Below are 19,056 nucleotides of genomic sequence, written 5' to 3'. Positions count from 1 at the left end.
ATCGGCCTACCGTGAGATAAACCTAACATTTACACAATGGTCTGTAAAAAAATCGTTATGAAGGAAGCGTAACGGGATGTTATTGCATAAACTTTAAAAACTTTACCAAGTTACGGTTTCTTTAACGTCGTGAGTGCGTTATTACTCACCGCACTTATTACACGGTGGTGTGACGTGTGTTTTTGGAATGGATACTCGGGTGGTACTATGACGCAATACGCTTCTTCCCTTCGTAGCCTCGCGGCAAGTTCGGTTCTCTTATTCCTTTTCGCTTCGCCTGTAAAGGCAGAGGAACAAACGATCGCGCCGCCGGGCGTTGATGCGCGAGCCTGGATCTTAATGGATTACGCCAGCGGTAAAGTACTGGCGGAAGGCAATGCCGATGAGAAACTCGACCCTGCCAGTTTGACAAAAATTATGACCAGCTACGTGGTGGGCCAGGCGCTGAAGGCAGGGAAAATCAAGCTGACCGATATGGTGACGGTGGGCAAAGATGCCTGGGCGACGGGGAACCCGGCGCTACGTGGGTCGTCGGTGATGTTTCTGAAGCCAGGCGATCAGGTGTCGGTTGCGGATCTTAATAAAGGCATCATCATTCAGTCAGGTAATGATGCCTGTATCGCGCTTGCCGACTACGTCGCCGGAAGCCAGGAGTCCTTTATCGGCCTGATGAACGCCTATGCGAAACGACTGGGGTTAACCAATACAACCTTCCAGACGGTACACGGTCTTGATGCGCCAGGGCAGTTCAGTACCGCTCGCGATATGGCGCTGCTCGGCAAGGCCTTGATTCACGATGTGCCTGACGAATACGCCATTCATAAAGAGAAAGAGTTTACTTTTAATAATATTCGTCAACCGAACCGCAACCGCCTGTTGTGGAGCACCAATCTGCATGTCGACGGCATGAAAACGGGGACAACGGCAGGCGCTGGGTATAACCTTGTCGCCTCCGCTACCCAGGGCGATATGCGCCTGATCTCTGTCGTGCTGGGGGCGAAAACGGACCGTATTCGTTTTAATGAGTCAGAAAAACTGTTGACCTGGGGTTTCCGCTTCTTTGAAACGGTCACGCCGATTAAACCTGACGCGACATTCGTGACGCAACGGGTCTGGTTTGGCGATAAGCCTGAGGTCAATTTGGGGGCGGGCGATGCGGGGTCTGTGACGATTCCGCGTGGGCAGCTTAAAAACCTGAAGGCCAGCTTTACGTTGAACGAACCACAGCTCACGGCGCCGTTGAAGAAAGGGCAGGTTGTCGGCACCATCGATTTCCAGCTTAACGGAAAATCCATTGAGCAACGCCCGTTAATGGTGATGGAAAACGTCGAGGAGGGGGGATTTTTCAGCCGGATGTGGGATTTTGTGCTGATGAAACTCCATCAGTGGTTTGGCAGTTGGTTCTCGTAAAATAACCCCGTTGCCGGGTGCGCGTCGCATCCGGCAACGGGCGGTTAATACATCAGAGTAATTTGTTGCGCTTTAGCGTAGGCCACAAAGGCCTCATCGGGACGGCGGTCGCTGATAATCGTATCAAAGCGTGATAGTTCCCCCATCCGCGCCGGACGTACCTTGCCGAATTTACTGTGATCCACCACCAGTACATGGCTCTGTGCCATTGTCATGGCCCAATGTTTTACCGGCAGCTCTTCCAGATTAAAGCAGGTAGCGCCTTTACTGGTATGAACGCCGGCGGCGGAATAAAACGCGATATCCGGACAAATATTGTTTAACGTTTCATGGAAATCAAGCGGTTTGAAAATGGCGTTGCTGGCGTGAAACTCCCCGCCGCTGAGGATGGCGCGGCAATGGGGTTTGTCCTGCAGCGCCAGGAAGGTATTAAGTGAATAGCACACCGCCGTAAAGGGAAGGTCATTATCAATGGCTTCAATGATCCACGGCGTGGTGGTGCCACAGTCAATAAATACCGTCTGATGCGCTTGTACCAGGCCCGCAGCCAACTGAGCGGCTCGGCGTTTTTCTTCCACCAGACGAGATTTTTGATCGCTTAACAGATAATGACTGGCGCTGCGGGGCTCCAGTACGATATAGCCGCCCAGCAACACGACAGGCGCGCTTTTATGGTTCAGGTCGCGACGAATGGTCATTTCAGAGACGCCCAACAGGGTCGCGGCTTCTTTAAGGTGAAGTTTATCGCTGCGTTTTAAGGCCTGCAGCAATTGACCAATACGCTCGTCGCGTCGCGTTTCCATAGTTCCCCTGGAGAGTTAAATAAGCGCTCCGCACCATACAGAGCGCTTAATATTACTCTTTTTTTCGCTGTTTAGTCACGTACCCAGCCTTTTCGAATGGGCAACGCGAAACAGAAACGGTAACAACGTTGCAGCGCCTGGTAGAGCGGCGCGCCGTACCATTGCCAGATCAGCTGTGCGCTCAGGCAGCCAAGCATCGCTACCAGCAGCGCGCCAATCATATCTAACGGCCAGTGTACGCCGAGATAGACGCGCGACCAGGCGATGGTAATGGCTATCGCCATCATCACGATGCCTGACCAGAGGCGGTGCCAGAACAAAAACGCCAGCGCAAAGGTAAAAATCACCGTACCGTGATCGCTGGGGAACGAGTCATCGGCGGCATGATGCAGGAAGTTATAGCCGATATGATCGACAAATGGACGGTCGTGCGGGAAAAGGTGTCCCATTGTCCAGGAGACCGCCAGACTGATAATCAGCGCGATGCCAATTTTAACGATCAGCTGACGCTGGGCGCAGACCCGATCGCGGGGACCCCACAGCCAGAGTACAACGGCTAAGAGCGGGACGATGTTGATAAGATCTTTGGCGATAAAGATAGCGAGCGAAATTGTCCACTGCGCGGAATCAGGCGTGGCGTTAATAAAATAAAACAGCGAGTTGTTAAGGTTTTCCAGCATAACATCCAGGCTCGGAGCAATGAAATCAAAAGGGATAGCCAGCTCATCCCCGTGCAAACTGAGCATAAATGCAGCGTAACAGGGAGGAAAAGCAGTATTGTCTTATTTGGCGGCAACATGAAGAGATTTAAGACAATGGCATAAAATAATGTCGATGATAACGGCGCAAACTTAAATTAACCTTAAAGTACGCAAGCGCTAAGTGGCTTTCTGTAAAAATGTGCGCTATTTCCCTTGCAGCCTCATAATTCGCTATCTCAGTTCCCCGACTTTCATTACACTCTGCGCGGTTTTTATTGGCGAAGAGATGGTATGCAGAATCGTTTACAATCAGGCGGCAGGCTGGGACGTCAGGCGTTGCTTTTTCCTCTCTGTCTGGTGCTGTACGAATTTTCTACTTATATTGGCAACGACATGATCCAGCCGGGTATGCTGGCGGTGGTTGAGCAGTATCAGGCGGGCCTGGACTGGGTTCCGACGTCCATGACCGCTTATCTGGCGGGCGGTATGTTCTTACAGTGGCTGCTTGGCCCGTTGTCTGACCGGATTGGCCGTCGTCCTGTGATGCTGGCGGGCGTTGTGTGGTTTATTGTCACCTGCCTGGCGACGTTACTGGCGAAAAACATCGAACAATTTACCTTCCTGCGTTTTTTGCAAGGGATTAGCCTGTGTTTTATCGGCGCTGTAGGGTATGCCGCGATTCAGGAATCCTTTGAGGAGGCGGTGTGTATAAAAATTACCGCGCTGATGGCGAACGTGGCGTTAATCGCGCCGCTATTGGGACCACTGGTTGGGGCGGCATGGGTGCATGTTCTGCCGTGGGAGGGGATGTTTATTTTATTTGCCGCACTGGCCGCTATCGCCTTTTTCGGGCTACAGCGCGCAATGCCGGAGACCGCCACGCGGCGGGGCGAAACGTTGTCATTTAAGGCGCTGGGCCGGGATTATCGGCTGGTGATAAAAAACCGGCGGTTCGTCGCAGGGGCGTTAGCGCTGGGATTTGTCAGCCTGCCGCTGTTGGCCTGGATTGCGCAGTCGCCGATTATCATCATTAGCGGCGAACAGCTCAGCAGCTATGAATATGGTCTGCTACAGGTGCCCGTTTTTGGCGCGCTCATTGCCGGTAATCTGGTGTTGGCGCGTTTAACCTCCCGACGTACGGTTCGCTCGCTGATCGTGATGGGCGGCTGGCCTATCGTCGCGGGGCTGATCATCGCCGCGGCGGCGACGGTGGTTTCATCCCATGCTTATTTATGGATGACGGCGGGATTAAGCGTATACGCTTTTGGCATTGGGCTGGCGAATGCCGGACTGGTGCGTCTGACGCTCTTTTCCAGCGATATGAGTAAAGGAACGGTCTCGGCGGCGATGGGAATGCTACAAATGCTGATTTTTACCGTTGGCATTGAAGTCAGTAAACACGCCTGGTTAAGCGGCGGCAATGGGCTATTTAGCCTGTTTAATCTGGCAAACGGTATTCTTTGGCTACTGCTGATGCTGGTCTTCTTAAAAGATAAGCGGACGGGGAATTCGCAAACAGTCTGAGAGAGCGGCTACGCCTGATAAGCTTTCTGTTATCAGGCGTAGAGAGGCATCCGCTAGACGTTGAACGGCGGCTCGTTGTTTAATACGCTGTCGATGATATCCAGCACGCCTTCCTGATTGTTCGATCCGGCGCGGTATTTCGCCGCCGCCGCGACCGCTTCGCTGGCGTGCGACATGGCAAAACTAAACCCGGCCTGACGCAGCATCTCAATATCGTTGCCGCCGTCGCCGAATACCACCACTTCACTATTATGAATGCCCCAGCGCTGCTGTAACAGACGCAGGCCGTTGGCTTTATGCACGCCGGGAATTATTAAATCAATACTGCCATAGCCGGTATGAACGGGGACCATGATATCGCCAATAGCGTCGTGCAGTGCCGCCTGTACTTCCGGTATCCGATCATCGGTAATATTAAGGCCGAATTTGAAAAAGATATCGTTGATATTATTAAAATTATCCACAAACTCCAGACGATGATAATACATTGCCGCAACGGCTTTTAACGCATCGTCGTAGCGTTTCAGCGTGTAGGCGCTGTTTTTTCCACAGGCGATGATCTCCACATCGGCGCGTGTGAGCAGGTGTTCGACAACCGCCTGGAAGTCGGCTTTTGTCAGCTCGCCGTTAAAAATATCCTCGCCTTCGCTGACCACCCAGCCGCCGTTTTCCGCGACAAAAGCGATTTCGTGCGCAATTTCCGGAAAGAAGGAGATTAACTGGTAATACTGGTTGCCGCTGGCCACGACAAAGCGAATGCCTTGCCGCTTCATGTGTTGGTACTGCGCCATAAACCGGTCACGGTTATAGGTTTTTTGATCGCTCAGAAAAGTGCCGTCCATGTCGACGGCGATTAATTTGATACTCATGCGTTATGCTCCATCACCGGTTGCGGAGTCGATACAGGTTTGGCGACGGCCTTCGCCACCAGCGCCGCCAGAATAACCAGCGCCAGCACAACCATCATGGCGCTGCGTAATCCATAGTGTTCTCCCAGATAGCCCAACAGCGGCGGCCCGACCAAAAACGCCAGATAGCCGGTCGTGGCGACAACGCTCACGCGCGTCGGCGCGTCGGGACCGGTATCGCTGGCGGCGGAAATGGTCAGCGGGAAGCCGAGCGAAGCGCCTAAGCCCCAAAGAATGACCGAGACGCCGGCAACCCAGTCGCTATCGACAAAAATAATCAGACCAATGCCCAGCGCTCCCATCAACGCGCTGGCGCGAACAACCGTCACCCGGCTATAGCGGTCAATAAACCAGCCGCCGGTAAAGCGGCCAACGGTCATACCTAGCGTGAAACCGGCGTAGATCAGAGAGCCGGAGGTTGGGCTAAAACCGTGTCCGTCTACCATCAGTAGCGGCAGCCAGTCATTCGCAGAGCCTTCGGCGAATGCCATTGCCAGCACCACCACGCCAATAAGCAAAAGCTGGATGTCCCGATAAAAAGGTAATCCTTTTTCCTGAAGGTGAGCATCTTCCGATGCGTTTTTACCTGTACCGTCAGGGATCGCCCGAATGGCGATAAAAATGGGCGCGATCGCCACGGCAGCCGCGAGGATGATATGGATGTTAGCCGGGACGCTTAATGCGGTTAACGCCATGCCGACACCAGCGCCCGCCAGCGTGCCGAAACTGTAGAAACCATGCATCATCGGCAGAACGGTTTTATTCAGCTCGCGTTCGACCGCCGCGCCTTCGACATTAATCGCCACTTCGGCGGCGCCAAAACTGGCGCCGAAAACGGCTAATCCAAGGGCAAAAATCAGCGGCGAGGCGCACCACAGCGCGACGCTAAGAATAACCATCCCGGTTACTGCGCAGGTCATCGTCGTGCGAATAACCTTTCGGGTGCCAAATCGTTTCACCAGCCAGGCGGAACAAAGAATACCGCTCATTGAACCGATAGAAAGCCCGAATAAGACCGCCCCCATTTCCGCGGTAGAGACGGAAAGAATATCCCGAATAGCAGGCGTTCGGGTTGCCCAGGAGGCCATCAGCAGTCCGGGTAAAAAGAAGAACATAAACAGCGCCCAGGTACGGCGTTTTAAGGCGTTACGTGAGGAGAGGACGGTCATAGCGTCAGGCCAGAAAATAGAAGCGAGAGGTAAACATTAGCAAGCTTGTGTACATTTGTACATATCGTCGTCATACTTCGTTGTGCAGACAGTTTTTACTGTCTGTTTTTTCAGCGTAAGCGGCAGGTTACTATAGCCTGCATCCTGAATGAGATGTGGAACTCATCATGAAAGAAAATGCCGTAAGACGCGCCAATGATCCTAAGCGACGGGAAAAAATAATTCAGGCCACACTGGAAGCGGTAAAGACCTATGGCGTTCATGCCGTGACGCACCGGAAAATCGCCGCTATCGCTCAGGTGCCGCTTGGCTCGATGACCTACTATTTTGCCGGTATGGATGCGTTATTGAGTGAAGCTTTTACACTTTTCACCGAGAACATGTCGCATCAATACCAGGACTTTTTTGCGCAGGTGACGGATGCGGAGGGGGCGTGCCAGGCGATAACGGAAATGATTTACGGCTCGCAGGTTACGACGCCGGATAATATGGCGTTAATGTATCAGTTATATGCCTATGCCAGCGATAAGCCAGCGTTAAAAATAGTCATGCAAAACTGGATGCAGCGTAGCCAAAATACGCTGGCGCAGTGGTTTGACGCGCAGACCGCCCGCGCGCTGGATGCGTTTATCGAGGGGATGACGTTGCATTTTGTGACGGATCGAACGCCGCTGGCGCGTGAAGCGATTTTACAGATGGTAAAGCGAATCGCCGGAGAGTCAATGTCGTGTCACTCTGCGTCGGGCAACAAAAAACCCACCAACCTTGAACCGAAATGGCGGGGTTGATGGGCTCCACAAAATGGGGACATCAAAGAAAAGCAGTGGCAATAGGTATGACTGATGCTTTAACGAAAAGTTCGACCTATTGGCAAAATTTTTTCACTTAAAGGCAAACTTCAGTTTTATCCTAACCCCGGCCAGATGATGACAATAAGCGTCCCCGCCAGCGTTAGCAGAACGTTGGCGATGGCGTAAGTCCCCGCATAACCCAGCGCTGGAATATTGCTGCGCGCCGTATCGCTAATGATTTCCATCGCCGGGGCGCAGGTACGCGCGCCCATCATGGCGCCAAACAGCAGCGCCCGGTTCATGCGCAGCACATAAGCGCCAAACAAGAAGCAGATCACCACCGGTACCAGGCTGACGACAAGCCCGGCGATCAGCATTTGTCCGCCGACCGCGCCCAGACCGTTGCTGATACCGCTGCCGGCGCTTAAACCAACGCCTGCCATAAATACCATCAAGCCGAATTCTTTCACCATGTTAAGCGCGCCCTGCGGAATATAACCAAAGGTAGGATGGTTAGCGCGCAGGAAACCGAGCATGATCCCGGCGAACAGCAATCCGGCCGCGTTGCCGATGCCGAAACTAAAATTGCTGAACTGGAAGGTAATCATCCCGATCATTAACCCGATGATAAAAAAAGCGCAGAAGGCGAGCAGGTCCGTCACCTGGCTATGGATCGAAATAAAACCAATGCGATCGGCGATGGTTTTTACGCGTCTGGCGTCGCCGCTCACCTGTAACACGTCGCCTTTATTCAGCACGACGTTATCGTCGATAGGCATTTCGATCTGGCTGCGGATGACGCGGTTAAGGAAGCAGCCATGATCGGTCAGCTTGAGCTGAGCGAGGCGGCGACCGACCGCATTGTGGTTTTTCACCACAATTTCTTCCGTCACGATGCGCATATCAAGCAGATCGCGATCAAACACTTCCTTACCATTACGGAAGCTGGGATCGAGCCTGGCGTGCGCGTCCGGATAGCCGACCAGCGCAATCTCATCGCCCATTTGCAGCACTGCATCGCCATCCGGGTTCGCCAGAATACCGTTACGACGAATACGTTCGATATAGCAACCTGTCTGGCGGTAAATACCCAGCTCGCGCAGGTTTTTGCCGTCAGTCCAGGCCACCAGTTCCGGACCAACCCGATAGGCGCGGATAACCGGCAAATAAACTTTGCGATTAGCATCGGTATCCAGACCGCGCTCGCGAGCAATTTGCTGGGCGCTGGTTTGCAAATCCTGATGCTGTAGTTTAGGCAAGTAGCGCGCGCCCACGATCAGACTGACTAGCCCAATCAGATAGGTCAGGGCATAACCCAGGCTCAGATTATCAAGAGCGGAGGAGAGTTGCGTGCTGGCGATGCCGGAATGTCGCAGGGTATCGCCTGCGCCAACCAGCACGGGCGTGGAAGTCATTGAGCCGGCCAACATACCGGCCGTCAGGCCGATATCCCAGCCGAATAGCTTACCAAGGCCTAAGGCGATTAGCAGAGCGCTACCGACCATGACCAGGGCAAGCATCAGATAATTTTTACCGTCGCGAAAAAAAATCGAAAAAAAGTTGGGGCCAGCCTCGACGCCGACACAAAAAATAAACAGCATAAATCCCAGATTTAGCGCGTCGGTGTTAATACTGAAGTGTTGCTGCCCTAATAATAGAGAGACCACTAAAACGCCAATGGAATTACCAAGTTGGACTGAACCCAGACGTAACTTGCCAAGACACAGGCCAAGAGCCAGGACCACAAATAATAACAGGATGTAATTCCCATTTAACAAATCTGCGACGTTTATATTCACGGAGACTAACTTCTTGTTTACGAGTAAGCTGTTGAAAGAAATGGTAATTTACGCTACTGTTTTTATCATGAATTAAGGGTGCAATCGTATTGCATACAGCATCCAAATAAAAACAACACAACAATATATCCTGCTAGTTTAATCTTATTGCGTACTAACGGCTATAAGAATCGTGCAGGTGTGTTTTTGGCATGGAATGCCACATGACTTTATCTGACTGGATGCCTCACGGCGGAAAGCGTGTTCGATAGAGAGTGTCAGGAGGAACGATTGAAACATAAACACGGGTGGGCAAGCGTTGTCTGCTGCTTTGTACTCTTTATTGTGGTGTGTCTTTCATTAACTATGCATGTACAAGGCGCTTTTCGCGCGGCAGGGCATCCTGAGATTGGACTGTTATTTTTTACGTTACCTGGCGCGGTGGCCAGTTTTTGTTCTCACCGACGCGAGGTGATCCGACCGCTGATCGGGGCGATGCTGGCGGCACCGTTTTGCCTGGTGTTAATGCGCGTGGTATTTATGCCTACCCGATCGTTTTGGCAAGAACTGGCGTGGTTATTTAGCGCCGTATTCTGGTGTGCGTTAGGCGCGCTCTGCTATTTGTTTATTAGCAGCCTGTTTAGCCACCGGCGAAAAAAACGCCGATAGCGCCCTCCGGTAGAGGGCGTTGCCAGAGCAATCAGGCGAAAAGATTCAGATTTTCTTTTGCCCATGCTTCAAAATCCGTACAGCCGCCGATATGTTTTTGATCGACAAAAATCTGCGGTACGGTTTCTACAGGTTTACCTACGGTTTTTTCCAAATCCGCTTTAGTAATGCCTTCGGCATGGATATCAATATAGCGGTAGTTGAAATCGTCGCGTTCTTTGCTCAGTTTTTCCGCCAACTCTTTTGCACGCACGCAATAAGGGCACCCTGGGCGGCCAAAAATAACAGTAAACATATCTCTCCTCGAACATAAAGCCAGACGGCGAACAGGTGTTATCATGCCGCGATTTACGGCAGATGAAAAGCAGGTTACGCCTGTTCCTTTGATAACCCAGGGCTATATCTGTTAAGCACGCCGGACCAGAACGTTCTACACTGTGCGTCAGTTTACCGGGAGGCTTGATATGCGCACGATTGGCGTGTTACCCAAAAGCGTACTGATACTGGAATGCCTCGGTATGATTTTGCTGGCGCTTGCTCTGCTATCGCTTAATCATTACCTTACGCTGCCCGCGCCGTTCAATACGCCGCTGGCTGGCGTATTGATGGTTTTCCTGGGCGTCGTGTTGATCCTCCCCGCCGCGGTGGCGATGATGTGGCGTATTGCGCAGTTACTGGCGCCGCAGTTGATGAAACGTCCACCCGACATTTCTTCCCGTTCAGATAGAGAAAAGCATAATGAGTCCGACCATTGAACTTCTTTGTGGCCATCGTTCTATTCGCCATTTCACCGATGAACCCGTGACTGACGCGCAGCGAGAGGCCATTATTGCCGCCGCGCGCAGCACGTCCAGTTCCAGTTTTTTACAGTGCAGCTCTATTATCCGTATTACCGATCGGGCGCTGCGCGAGGCGTTAGTGCCCCTGACGGGCGGGCAAAAGCATGTGGCGCAGGCCGCTGAGTTCTGGGTATTTTGCGCCGATTTTAATCGTCATTTGCAGATCTGCCCTGACGCGCAGTTGGGGCTTGCCGAACAACTGCTGCTCGGTGTCGTCGATACGGCGATGATGGGGCAAAATGCGCTGACGGCGGCGGAATCACTGGGGTTAGGCGGCGTGTATATCGGCGGCATTCGTAACAATATTGAATCTGTTACCGAACTGTTAAAATTGCCGAAGCATGTATTGCCGCTCTTTGGCCTGTGTTTGGGATGGCCTGCGGATAATCCGGATCTGAAACCGCGCCTGCCTGCCGAGCTTGTGGTTCATGAGAACCAGTATCAACCGCTTGATGAAAAGCTGCTGGCGCGCTATGACGAGCAGTTGGCTGAGTATTATCTGACCCGCGGCAGTAATACGCGACGCGATACCTGGAGCGATCATATCCGTCGCACCCTGATTAAAGAAAATCGCCCATTTATCCTTGAATATTTGCATAAACAGGGCTGGGCGACGCGCTAAAACCTGCGGGCCAGTGTATGATACGCGGGCTTTTCAGGGTTTTCAGCGAGGTGCAGGGTGAAAATTGCCATATTGTCCAGGGATGGAACGCTCTATTCTTGCAAACGTCTGCGCGAAGCGGCGATGCGGCGCGGCCATCTGGTCGAGATACTCGATCCTCTTTCCTGCTATATGAATATTAATCCGGCTGCGTCGTCGATCCATTACAAGGGGCGTCGTCTGCCCCATTATGACGCCGTTATTCCCCGTATTGGTTCGGCCATTACCTTTTATGGTACCGCTGCGCTACGTCAGTTTGAGCTACTGGGTAGCTATCCGCTGAATGAATCCGTCGCCATTACCCGCGCGCGCGATAAGCTGCGATCGCTACAACTTCTGGCGCGCCAGGGGATCGATCTTCCCATTACCGGGATCGCCCATTCTCCGGATGACACCAGCGATCTTATTAAGATGGTTGGCGGGGCGCCGCTGGTCGTGAAGCTGGTAGAAGGCACGCAAGGGATCGGCGTGGTATTGGCGGAGACGCGTCAGGCTGCTGAAAGCGTTATTGATGCGTTTCGGGGGCTGAATGCCCATATTTTGGTTCAGGAATACATTGCCGAAGCTAAAGGATGCGATATTCGTTGTCTGGTCGTCGGCAATGAGGTTGTGGCGGCGATTGAGCGGTGCGCGAAAGCCGGTGATTTTCGCTCCAATCTTCATCGCGGCGGGGTGGCCAGCATCGCGACGATCACGCCCCGTGAACGGGATATCGCCATCAAAGCCGCACAGACGCTGGGGCTGGATGTGGCGGGTGTCGATATTTTACGCGCCGCGCGCGGGCCGCTGGTGATGGAGGTGAATGCCTCGCCGGGACTGGAAGGTATCGAAAAGACTACGGGCGTGGATATCGCGGGGCGAATGATTCAGTGGATAGAACGTCACGCTACGCCTGAATTTTGCCTTAAAATCGGCGGCTAATCGCAATCGTGGATTCCGCCGTAGTACGAAGCACGCTTTTTGCGTAAGCTGTGCCGGTAATTTTTCATCGTCATCGTAAGAGGTAGCACATTATTATGATATCACTGGTCGTTCCCACTCTGGATACGTTGCGTCAATGGCTCGACGACCTGGGCATGAATTTCTTCGAATGTGATACCTGCCAGGCGCTGCATTTGCCGCATATGCAGAATTTTGACGGCGTCTACGATGCTAAAATCGATTTGGTGGACAACACCATTCTTTTTTCCGCGATGGCGGAGGTCAGGCCTTCCGCGTTGCTGCCGCTGGCGGCCGATCTCTCTGCTATCAACGCCAGTTCGTTGACGGTAAAAGCCTTTCTCGATATGCAGGATGATAATCTGCCAAAACTGGTTGTGTGCCAGTCTTTATCCGTTATGCAAGGCGTCACCTACGAACAGTTCGAATGGTTTGTTCGCCAAAGTGAAGAGCAGATTTCTATGGTGATCCTTGAGGCCGGGGCGCATCAGCTTCTGTTTAACGCGGAAGAAGACGCGCAAAAAACCAGCGCGGTTGACCATTTTCTTCACTGATCCCTCCCGATAATCAGGCAGTCGCTGCCAGCGCGGCTGCTGTTTACGTTTTTTTATGCTGCCATTAACCTTTATTTAAAGAATTATTCACCTCCTTTCTGACCATTTCGCTTTATCACATAGACAAAACCTGCATAAAAAATTGATAAAAGGCGTTTTTTAATCTGGGCTATAGCCTCAAACCTTAGCTAAAGTTATTCTTGCGAAGCTTCTATAGCGAGCTTGATGGCAGGGAGGGCGACCTCTCTTCTTCATTTGTATCAAATGAAAAGGTATGCACATTTCAGGCATGTTTTAAACCACGCCTAATGGGTTCATTTGTTAACGGATTTCAGAAGGAAAGCGATGATGACCGCCTTAAAGAAAAAATGGCTATCGGGTCTGGTTGCGGGTGCTCTGATGGTCGTCTCTGTCGGCACGCTCGCTGCCGAACAAAAAACGCTGCACATTTATAACTGGTCAGATTATATCGCGCCGGACACGGTGGCGAACTTTGAAAAAGAGACCGGGATTAACGTTATCTATGATGTCTTTGACTCTAACGAAGTGCTGGAAGGCAAGTTAATGGCAGGCAGCACCGGGTTCGATCTGGTGGTGCCATCGGCCAGTTTTCTTGAGCGCCAGCTCACCGCGGGCGTTTTTCAGCCGCTGGATAAAAGCAAACTTCCCGGCTGGAAAAACCTCGATCCTGAACTGCTGAAACTGGTAGCGAAGCACGATCCTGACAACAAATACGCCATGCCCTACATGTGGGCCACGACGGGCATTGGCTATAACGTTGATAAAGTGAAAGCGGTGCTGGGGGATGATGCGCCAGTGAATAGCTGGGATTTAGTCCTCAAGCCGGAAAATCTGGAGAAGCTAAAAAGCTGCGGCGTCTCTTTCCTTGATGCGCCTGAAGAAATTTTTGCTACCGTGCTGAACTATCTGGGTAAAGATCCGAATAGCAGCAAAGCGGATGACTACACCGGCCCGGCAACCGATCTGTTGTTGAAGCTACGGCCAAACATTCGCTATTTCCACTCCTCGCAATACATTAACGATCTGGCTAATGGCGATACCTGTGTGGCCATCGGCTGGGCGGGCGATGTCTGGCAGGCCGCTAACCGGGCGAAAGAGGCGAAAAATGGCGTCAATATCTCTTTCTCGATCCCCAAAGAGGGGGCAATGGCATTTTTTGATGTGTTTGCCATGCCGGCTGACGCCAAAAATAAAGACGAGGCCTACCAGTTCCTTAATTATCTGCTGCGCCCTGATGTGATTGCTCATATTTCCGATCACGTTTTCTACGCCAATGCGAATAAAGAGGCGACGGCGCTGGTCAGCCAGCAGGTGCGCGATAACCCGGGAATTTATCCGCCGGCGGATGTGCGGGCCAAGTTGTTTACCCTGAAAGTGCAGGAGCCGAAGATTGATCGCGTCCGCACCCGCGCATGGACGAAGGTGAAAAGCGGTAAGTAATTTATTAACGGTATGGCCTGATAAGCGTGCGCTATCGGGCATTCCACCGTTTGTATCGTTTGATTGTGTTATGCCGGAGAGCGCCTTGTGAATGATGTCCCCCACCGCCCGCAGGTGAAAATCCGTAAAGCGCTGACGCCGCTTCTGGAAATTCGCAACCTGACGAAGTCATTCGACGGGCAACATGCTGTCGATGATGTCAGTCTGACTATCTATAAAGGTGAGATTTTTGCCCTGCTGGGCGCGTCAGGTTGTGGAAAATCGACTCTGCTACGGATGCTGGCAGGTTTTGAACCGCCGAGCAGCGGGCAAATTATGCTCGACGGCGTCGATCTGGCGCATGTTCCGCCGTATCAGCGTCCGATTAATATGATGTTTCAGTCCTATGCGTTGTTTCCGCATATGACGGTAGAGCAGAACATCGCTTTTGGTCTGAAGCAGGACAAACTGCCGAAGGCGGAGATTACCAGCCGCGTCAATGAAATGCTGGGTCTGGTGCACATGCAGGAGTTTGCGAAACGTAAGCCGCATCAGCTTTCCGGCGGTCAGCGTCAGCGCGTGGCCCTGGCGCGCAGCCTGGCGAAACGTCCTAAGCTGCTCTTGTTGGATGAACCGATGGGCGCGCTGGATAAAAAATTACGCGACCGGATGCAGCTTGAAGTGGTGGATATCCTTGAGCGCGTCGGCGTGACCTGCGTCATGGTGACGCACGATCAGGAAGAAGCGATGACGATGGCGGGGCGCATTGCCATCATGAACCGTGGAAAATTTGTGCAAATTGGCGAACCGGAGGAGATTTACGAGCATCCGACGACCCGCTACAGCGCCGAATTTATCGGATCGGTAAATGTTTTTGAGGGCTTACTGAAAGCGCGTGAAGAGGACGGTCTGGTCATTGACGCGCCCGGTTTGGTTCATCCGTTAAAAGTCGATGCAGATGCCTCTGTCGTTGATAATGTGCCGGTATATGTGGCGCTACGTCCGGAAAAAATCATGCTGTGTGAGTCGCCGCCTGCCGATGGCTATAATTTCGCCGTCGGCGAAGTGGCGCATATTGCGTATCTCGGCGATCTGTCTATTTATCATGTGCGGCTAAAAAGCGGGCAGATGATCAGCGCTCAACTGCAGAATGCGCACCGTTACCGGAAAGGGTTACCGACCTGGGGCGATGAAGTGCGTTTGTGCTGGGAAGCGGATAGCTGCGTGGTCCTGACGGTATAAGGGGGAAACATGAGCACACTTGAACCTCCGGCACGCATCAGTAAACCTGGCGGCGCGGCGCTATGGTTGGCGCGAATGCAAATGAAACATGGGCGTAAGCTGGTTATTGCTTTGCCTTATATCTGGCTCATTCTACTGTTTTTACTGCCGTTTCTTATCGTCTTTAAGATAAGCCTGGCGGAAATGGCGCGGGCGATCCCGCCGTATACCGATCTGCTGGAATGGGCTGACGGTCAGTTGTCGATTACGCTCAACCTCGGCAATTTTTTGCAACTGACCGACGATCCGCTCTATTTCGAAGCCTATCTGCAATCGTTACAAATTGCCGGTATTTCCACGATCTGCTGCCTGCTGCTGGGCTACCCGCTGGCGTGGGCGGTGGCGCACAGCAAGCCCTCCACGCGCAATATCCTGCTGCTGTTGGTGATTCTGCCCTCGTGGACGTCTTTTTTAATACGCGTCTATGCCTGGATGGGCATTTTGAAAAACAACGGTGTGCTGAACAATGTGTTGCTGTGGCTAGGGGTTATCGATCAGCCGCTGACGATCCTGCACACTAACCTGGCCGTCTATATCGGCATTGTTTATGCGTATCTGCCGTTTATGGTTCTGCCCATTTATACCGCGTTGACGCGCATTGATTATTCGCTGGTGGAAGCGTCGTTGGATCTCGGCGCCCGACCGCTGAAAACGTTTTTTAGCATCATTGTCCCGCTCACCAAAGGCGGAATCATCGCTGGCTCGATGCTGGTTTTTATCCCGGCGGTGGGCGAATTCGTGATCCCGGAACTGCTTGGCGGGCCGGACAGTATCATGATTGGTCGCGTCCTGTGGCAGGAGTTTTTCAATAACCGCGACTGGCCGGTGGCTTCTGCGGTCGCCATTATTATGTTGCTGCTGCTGATAGTACCGATCATGTGGTTCCATAAACATCAGCAAAAAAGTGTGGGGGAGCACGGATGAATAACTTACCGGTCGTTCGCTCGCCCTGGCGCATTCTGATTCTGGTGCTGGGGTTTACTTTTCTCTATGCGCCGATGTTAATGTTGGTGATTTACTCGTTTAACAGTTCGAAGCTGGTGACGGTGTGGGCGGGATGGTCGACGCGCTGGTATGGCGAGCTCTTTCGGGATTCCGCCATGATGAGCGCAGTGGGACTAAGCCTGACAATTGCCGCCTGCGCGGCGACGATGGCGGTGGTGCTCGGTACTATCGCTGCGGTGGTGATGGTGCGATTTGGACGATTTCGCGGCGCAAACGGCTTTGCGTTTATGATCACCGCGCCGCTGGTGATGCCGGATGTGATTACCGGGCTGTCGCTGCTGCTACTGTTTGTCGCGCTCGGTCATGCTATCGGCTGGCCCTCCGATCGCGGAATGCTGACCATCTGGTTGGCGCACGTCACTTTCTGTACCGCCTATGTGGCAGTGGTGATCGCTTCGCGATTACGCGAACTGGATCGTTCGATTGAAGAGGCGGCGATGGATCTTGGCGCGGCGCCGTTGAAGGTCTTTTTTGTCATTACGTTACCGATGATCATGCCAGCGGTGATCTCGGGCTGGCTGTTGGCCTTTACGCTCTCCCTTGACGATCTGGTGATTGCCAGCTTCGTTTCCGGTCCCGGCGCCACCACGCTACCGATGCTGGTTTTCTCCAGTGTGCGCATGGGCGTGAACCCGGAAATCAACGCGCTGGCGACGTTAATCCTCGGCGTGGTAGGAATCGTCGGATTTATTGCCTGGTACCTGATGGCGCGAGCGGAAAAACAGCGGATTCGCGATATCCAGCGTGCAAGACGCGGCTGAAGCCACTAAAATCTTCCACTATGGCAATGCGTTGCCGCGCGGGTCGCGGCATCATTTTCAGGGAAGACATTCATTGGGATTTATAAAGCAATCAACCTCATCACATGCCCGTTTAAATGTGCCTACGCTGGTGCAGGTTGCGGCTATGGCGATTATTTTGATTCGCGGTCTCGATGTGCTGATGATTATGAATACCCTCGGCATACGTGGGATGGGCGAGTTTATTCATCGCAGTGTGCAGACGTGGAGCTTAACCCTGGTCTTTCTGGCAAGCTTAGTGCTGGTCTTTGTTGAAATTTATTGTGCGTTTTCGCTGGTGAAAGGCCGTAGCTGGGCGCGCTGGGTGTACCTGGCGACACAAATTATTGTGAGTGGGTATCTGTGGGCGGCGTCGTTAGGCTACGGGTATCCGGAGTTGTTTAGCATCGCGGGAGAATCGAAGCGTGATATCCTGCATTCCCTGGTCATGCAAAAACTCCCCGATCTTTTAATTCTGTTTCTGCTGTTTATTCCCGCTCCCAGCCGTCGGTTCTTCCGGCTGCAATAATGTGTATAATCGTCGCCCCGGATAATATGAAGGTTTTTTGGTATGCAGTGCGCACTCTATGACGCGGGTCGCTGCCGTTCCTGTCAATGGATTACGCAGTCGGTTAACGAACAACTTTCCGCAAAAACAGCCGATTTACATCGTTTGCTGACCGGGCTGCCTGTTGAACAGTGGTGCGCGCCGATTGGCGGCCCGGAACAGCATTTCCGCAACAAAGCGAAAATGGTCGTGAGCGGTAGTGTAGAAAAACCGCTCTTCGGGATGCTGCATCGCGACGGTACGCCAGTCGATCTTTGCGGCTGCCCGCTGTATCCCGCCTCCTTTGCCCCCGTATTCAGCGCGCTAAAACCTTTTATTGCCCGTGCCGGACTCACGCCTTATAACGTGGCGCGAAAACGCGGCGAACTGAAATACCTGTTGCTGACGGAAAGTCAGTTCGATGGCGGCATGATGCTACGCTTCGTGTTGCGTTCAGAAACCAAACTTACGCAACTGCGCGCGGCGTTACCGTGGCTGCGTGCGCAACTGCCGCAGCTCAGGGTGATCACCGCAAATATTCAGCCGGTACATATGGCGATTATGGAAGGGGAGAAGGAAATCTACCTGACGGATCAGCAGGCGCTGGCGGAACGTTTTAACGATGTGCCGCTGTGGATTCGTCCGCAAAGTTTCTTTCAGACCAACCCTACGGTCGCCAGCCGATTATATGCGACGGCGCGTGACTGGGTAGGGCAACTGCCGGTACGCCATATGTGGGATCTTTTTTGCGGAGTGGGCGGATTCGGCCTGCACTGCGCGACGCCGCAGATGCAATTAACCGGTATTGAGATCGCGCCGGAGGCGATTGCCTGCGCGAAGCAATCCGCTGCCGAGCTGGGATTGACCCGCCTTCATTTCCAGGCGCTGGATTCCACCCAATTCGCCACCGCACAAGGTGAAACGCCCGATCTGGTGTTGGTGAATCCTCCCCGCCGCGGCATTGGCAAGCCGTTGTGCGATTACCTTGCACAAATGGCGCCGCGTTTTATCATTTATTCAAGCTGTAACGCGCAGACGATGGCACAGGATATTCGCCATCTGCCGAACTACCGTATTCAACGTGTTCAGCTTTTCGATATGTTCCCGCATACCGCGCATTATGAAGTGTTAACATTGCTTTACAGGCTGTAGCGCCAAAAGCTAGACATACAAAATATCTATATTAACTGTCTAATTATCCATAAATAATAATAACCATGATCGATCGATAAAAAACTCCGATCGATCATGGTTATAT

20 protein-coding genes are annotated in these 19,056 nt (G+C 52.7%); 14 read left to right on the top strand and 6 right to left on the bottom strand.

Annotation, left to right across the window (positions count from 1 at the left end; genetic code table 11):
• Positions 1 to 207 precede the first annotated feature (207 nt).
• Positions 208 to 1,410, top strand: a complete 1,203-nt coding sequence (gene dacC, locus LCS67_RS14535; RefSeq protein WP_000195715.1) for a serine-type D-Ala-D-Ala carboxypeptidase — start codon at positions 208 to 210, stop codon at positions 1,408 to 1,410.
• A gap of 44 nt (positions 1,411 to 1,454) precedes the next feature.
• Here dacC and deoR read toward each other — a convergent pair whose 3' ends face one another.
• Together deoR and ybjG are read right to left on the bottom strand one after the other, a co-directional pair.
• Positions 1,455 to 2,213 (bottom strand): DNA-binding transcriptional repressor DeoR, encoded by a 759-nt coding sequence (deoR, locus tag LCS67_RS14530; protein ID WP_000450106.1) that lies wholly within the window; start codon positions 2,211 to 2,213, stop codon positions 1,455 to 1,457.
• 71 nt (positions 2,214 to 2,284) lie between these two features.
• Positions 2,285 to 2,893: an undecaprenyl-diphosphate phosphatase gene (gene ybjG, locus LCS67_RS14525; RefSeq protein WP_001528832.1), complete on the bottom strand. Its 609-nt coding sequence runs from the start codon at positions 2,891 to 2,893 to the stop codon at positions 2,285 to 2,287.
• A 312-nt stretch (positions 2,894 to 3,205) separates the two neighbouring features.
• Between ybjG and LCS67_RS14520 the strand changes: the two genes are divergently transcribed.
• Entirely contained in the window at positions 3,206 to 4,438 is a 1,233-nt protein-coding gene (locus LCS67_RS14520; protein WP_001181285.1) for an MFS transporter, read from the top strand.
• A 53-nt stretch (positions 4,439 to 4,491) separates the two neighbouring features.
• Here LCS67_RS14520 and LCS67_RS14515 read toward each other — a convergent pair whose 3' ends face one another.
• Together LCS67_RS14515 and LCS67_RS14510 are read right to left on the bottom strand one after the other, a co-directional pair.
• Positions 4,492 to 5,307, bottom strand: a complete 816-nt coding sequence (locus LCS67_RS14515) for a Cof-type HAD-IIB family hydrolase (protein WP_000023540.1) — start codon at positions 5,305 to 5,307, stop codon at positions 4,492 to 4,494.
• On the bottom strand, positions 5,304 to 6,515 hold the full coding sequence (locus LCS67_RS14510) for an MFS transporter (RefSeq protein ID WP_000217430.1): 1,212 nt from the start codon (positions 6,513 to 6,515) through the stop codon (positions 5,304 to 5,306). The genes LCS67_RS14515 and LCS67_RS14510 overlap by 4 nt, the downstream gene beginning before the upstream one ends.
• Positions 6,516 to 6,682: 167 nt before the next feature.
• On the opposite strand from LCS67_RS14510, the gene LCS67_RS14505 reads away from it, so the two are divergent.
• Entirely contained in the window at positions 6,683 to 7,303 is a 621-nt protein-coding gene (locus LCS67_RS14505; RefSeq protein WP_000661867.1) for a TetR/AcrR family transcriptional regulator, read from the top strand.
• A gap of 116 nt (positions 7,304 to 7,419) precedes the next feature.
• Here the strand turns inward: LCS67_RS14505 and LCS67_RS14500 are convergent, their stop codons facing one another.
• The gene (locus tag LCS67_RS14500; RefSeq protein WP_001024853.1) at positions 7,420 to 9,105 is read right to left on the bottom strand and encodes an aspartate:alanine antiporter; all 1,686 of its coding nucleotides are present in this window, start codon (positions 9,103 to 9,105) and stop codon (positions 7,420 to 7,422) included.
• 270 nt (positions 9,106 to 9,375) lie between these two features.
• Between LCS67_RS14500 and LCS67_RS14495 the strand changes: the two genes are divergently transcribed.
• A complete protein-coding gene (locus tag LCS67_RS14495; RefSeq protein WP_000680850.1) occupies positions 9,376 to 9,753 on the top strand; it encodes an inner membrane protein YbjM in 378 nt (125 codons plus the stop codon).
• Between the two features lie 31 nt (positions 9,754 to 9,784).
• Here the strand turns inward: LCS67_RS14495 and LCS67_RS14490 are convergent, their stop codons facing one another.
• Positions 9,785 to 10,048 (bottom strand): GrxA family glutaredoxin, encoded by a 264-nt coding sequence (locus LCS67_RS14490; RefSeq protein ID WP_000495513.1) that lies wholly within the window; start codon positions 10,046 to 10,048, stop codon positions 9,785 to 9,787.
• Between the two features lie 169 nt (positions 10,049 to 10,217).
• Here LCS67_RS14490 and LCS67_RS14485 point away from each other — a divergent pair, with 169 nt between their 5' ends.
• The 10 genes from LCS67_RS14485 (at position 10,218) to rlmC (ending at position 18,950) form a co-directional block, all read left to right on the top strand.
• Positions 10,218 to 10,508: a YbjC family protein gene (locus LCS67_RS14485; RefSeq protein ID WP_001259131.1), complete on the top strand. Its 291-nt coding sequence runs from the start codon at positions 10,218 to 10,220 to the stop codon at positions 10,506 to 10,508.
• On the top strand, positions 10,492 to 11,214 hold the full coding sequence (gene nfsA / locus LCS67_RS14480) for a nitroreductase NfsA (protein WP_000075300.1): 723 nt from the start codon (positions 10,492 to 10,494) through the stop codon (positions 11,212 to 11,214). The genes LCS67_RS14485 and nfsA overlap by 17 nt, the downstream gene beginning before the upstream one ends.
• A 57-nt stretch (positions 11,215 to 11,271) precedes the next feature.
• A complete protein-coding gene (gene rimK / locus LCS67_RS14475; protein ID WP_000684366.1) occupies positions 11,272 to 12,174 on the top strand; it encodes a 30S ribosomal protein S6--L-glutamate ligase in 903 nt (300 codons plus the stop codon).
• Positions 12,175 to 12,269: 95 nt separating this feature from the next.
• The gene (locus LCS67_RS14470) at positions 12,270 to 12,746 is read left to right on the top strand and encodes a YbjN domain-containing protein (RefSeq protein ID WP_000624810.1); all 477 of its coding nucleotides are present in this window, start codon (positions 12,270 to 12,272) and stop codon (positions 12,744 to 12,746) included.
• Positions 12,747 to 13,094: 348 nt separating this feature from the next.
• Positions 13,095 to 14,207, top strand: a complete 1,113-nt coding sequence (gene potF / locus LCS67_RS14465) for a spermidine/putrescine ABC transporter substrate-binding protein PotF (protein ID WP_000125769.1) — start codon at positions 13,095 to 13,097, stop codon at positions 14,205 to 14,207.
• Positions 14,208 to 14,294: 87 nt separating this feature from the next.
• Positions 14,295 to 15,428: a putrescine ABC transporter ATP-binding subunit PotG gene (potG, locus tag LCS67_RS14460; RefSeq protein ID WP_001000690.1), complete on the top strand. Its 1,134-nt coding sequence runs from the start codon at positions 14,295 to 14,297 to the stop codon at positions 15,426 to 15,428.
• A 9-nt stretch (positions 15,429 to 15,437) separates the two neighbouring features.
• Complete coding sequence (potH, locus tag LCS67_RS14455; RefSeq protein ID WP_000105453.1) at positions 15,438 to 16,391, top strand: putrescine ABC transporter permease PotH; 954 nt, start codon at positions 15,438 to 15,440, stop codon at positions 16,389 to 16,391.
• Positions 16,388 to 17,233 (top strand): putrescine ABC transporter permease PotI, encoded by an 846-nt coding sequence (gene potI, locus LCS67_RS14450; protein ID WP_001061621.1) that lies wholly within the window; start codon positions 16,388 to 16,390, stop codon positions 17,231 to 17,233. The genes potH and potI overlap by 4 nt, the downstream gene beginning before the upstream one ends.
• Before the next feature lie 73 nt (positions 17,234 to 17,306).
• Entirely contained in the window at positions 17,307 to 17,780 is a 474-nt protein-coding gene (locus tag LCS67_RS14445; protein ID WP_000505788.1) for a YbjO family protein, read from the top strand.
• A 42-nt stretch (positions 17,781 to 17,822) separates the two neighbouring features.
• A complete protein-coding gene (rlmC, locus tag LCS67_RS14440; RefSeq protein ID WP_001149800.1) occupies positions 17,823 to 18,950 on the top strand; it encodes a 23S rRNA (uracil(747)-C(5))-methyltransferase RlmC in 1,128 nt (375 codons plus the stop codon).
• The last annotated feature ends 106 nt before the right edge of the window (positions 18,951 to 19,056 follow it).

The organism is Salmonella sp. A7 (genome assembly GCF_020181675.1).
Classification (GTDB): Bacteria; Pseudomonadota; Gammaproteobacteria; order Enterobacterales; family Enterobacteriaceae; genus Salmonella; species Salmonella enterica.
The sequence above is the reverse complement of the archived record's forward strand: the minus strand, read 5'-3'. Positions and strand labels throughout refer to the sequence as shown.

Bases quoted from the DNA above. Each gene is read 5' to 3' on its own strand.
- LCS67_RS14470 (WP_000624810.1), top strand. From the start codon at position 12,270: ATGATATCACTGGTCGTTCCCACTCTGGATACGTTGCGTCAATGGCTC.
- LCS67_RS14515 (WP_000023540.1), bottom strand. From the start codon at position 5,307: ATGAGTATCAAATTAATCGCCGTCGACATGGACGGCACTTTTCTGAGC.
- LCS67_RS14485 (WP_001259131.1), top strand. From the start codon at position 10,218: ATGCGCACGATTGGCGTGTTACCCAAAAGCGTACTGATACTGGAATGC.
- deoR (WP_000450106.1), bottom strand. From the start codon at position 2,213: ATGGAAACGCGACGCGACGAGCGTATTGGTCAATTGCTGCAGGCCTTA.
- LCS67_RS14520 (WP_001181285.1), top strand. From the start codon at position 3,206: ATGCAGAATCGTTTACAATCAGGCGGCAGGCTGGGACGTCAGGCGTTG.
- rlmC (WP_001149800.1), top strand. From the start codon at position 17,823: ATGCAGTGCGCACTCTATGACGCGGGTCGCTGCCGTTCCTGTCAATGG.
- potF (WP_000125769.1), top strand. From the start codon at position 13,095: ATGACCGCCTTAAAGAAAAAATGGCTATCGGGTCTGGTTGCGGGTGCT.
- LCS67_RS14505 (WP_000661867.1), top strand. From the start codon at position 6,683: ATGAAAGAAAATGCCGTAAGACGCGCCAATGATCCTAAGCGACGGGAA.
- LCS67_RS14490 (WP_000495513.1), bottom strand. From the start codon at position 10,048: ATGTTTACTGTTATTTTTGGCCGCCCAGGGTGCCCTTATTGCGTGCGT.
- potI (WP_001061621.1), top strand. From the start codon at position 16,388: ATGAATAACTTACCGGTCGTTCGCTCGCCCTGGCGCATTCTGATTCTG.
- ybjG (WP_001528832.1), bottom strand. From the start codon at position 2,893: ATGCTGGAAAACCTTAACAACTCGCTGTTTTATTTTATTAACGCCACG.
- nfsA (WP_000075300.1), top strand. From the start codon at position 10,492: ATGAGTCCGACCATTGAACTTCTTTGTGGCCATCGTTCTATTCGCCAT.
- potH (WP_000105453.1), top strand. From the start codon at position 15,438: ATGAGCACACTTGAACCTCCGGCACGCATCAGTAAACCTGGCGGCGCG.
- dacC (WP_000195715.1), top strand. From the start codon at position 208: ATGACGCAATACGCTTCTTCCCTTCGTAGCCTCGCGGCAAGTTCGGTT.
- LCS67_RS14510 (WP_000217430.1), bottom strand. From the start codon at position 6,515: ATGACCGTCCTCTCCTCACGTAACGCCTTAAAACGCCGTACCTGGGCG.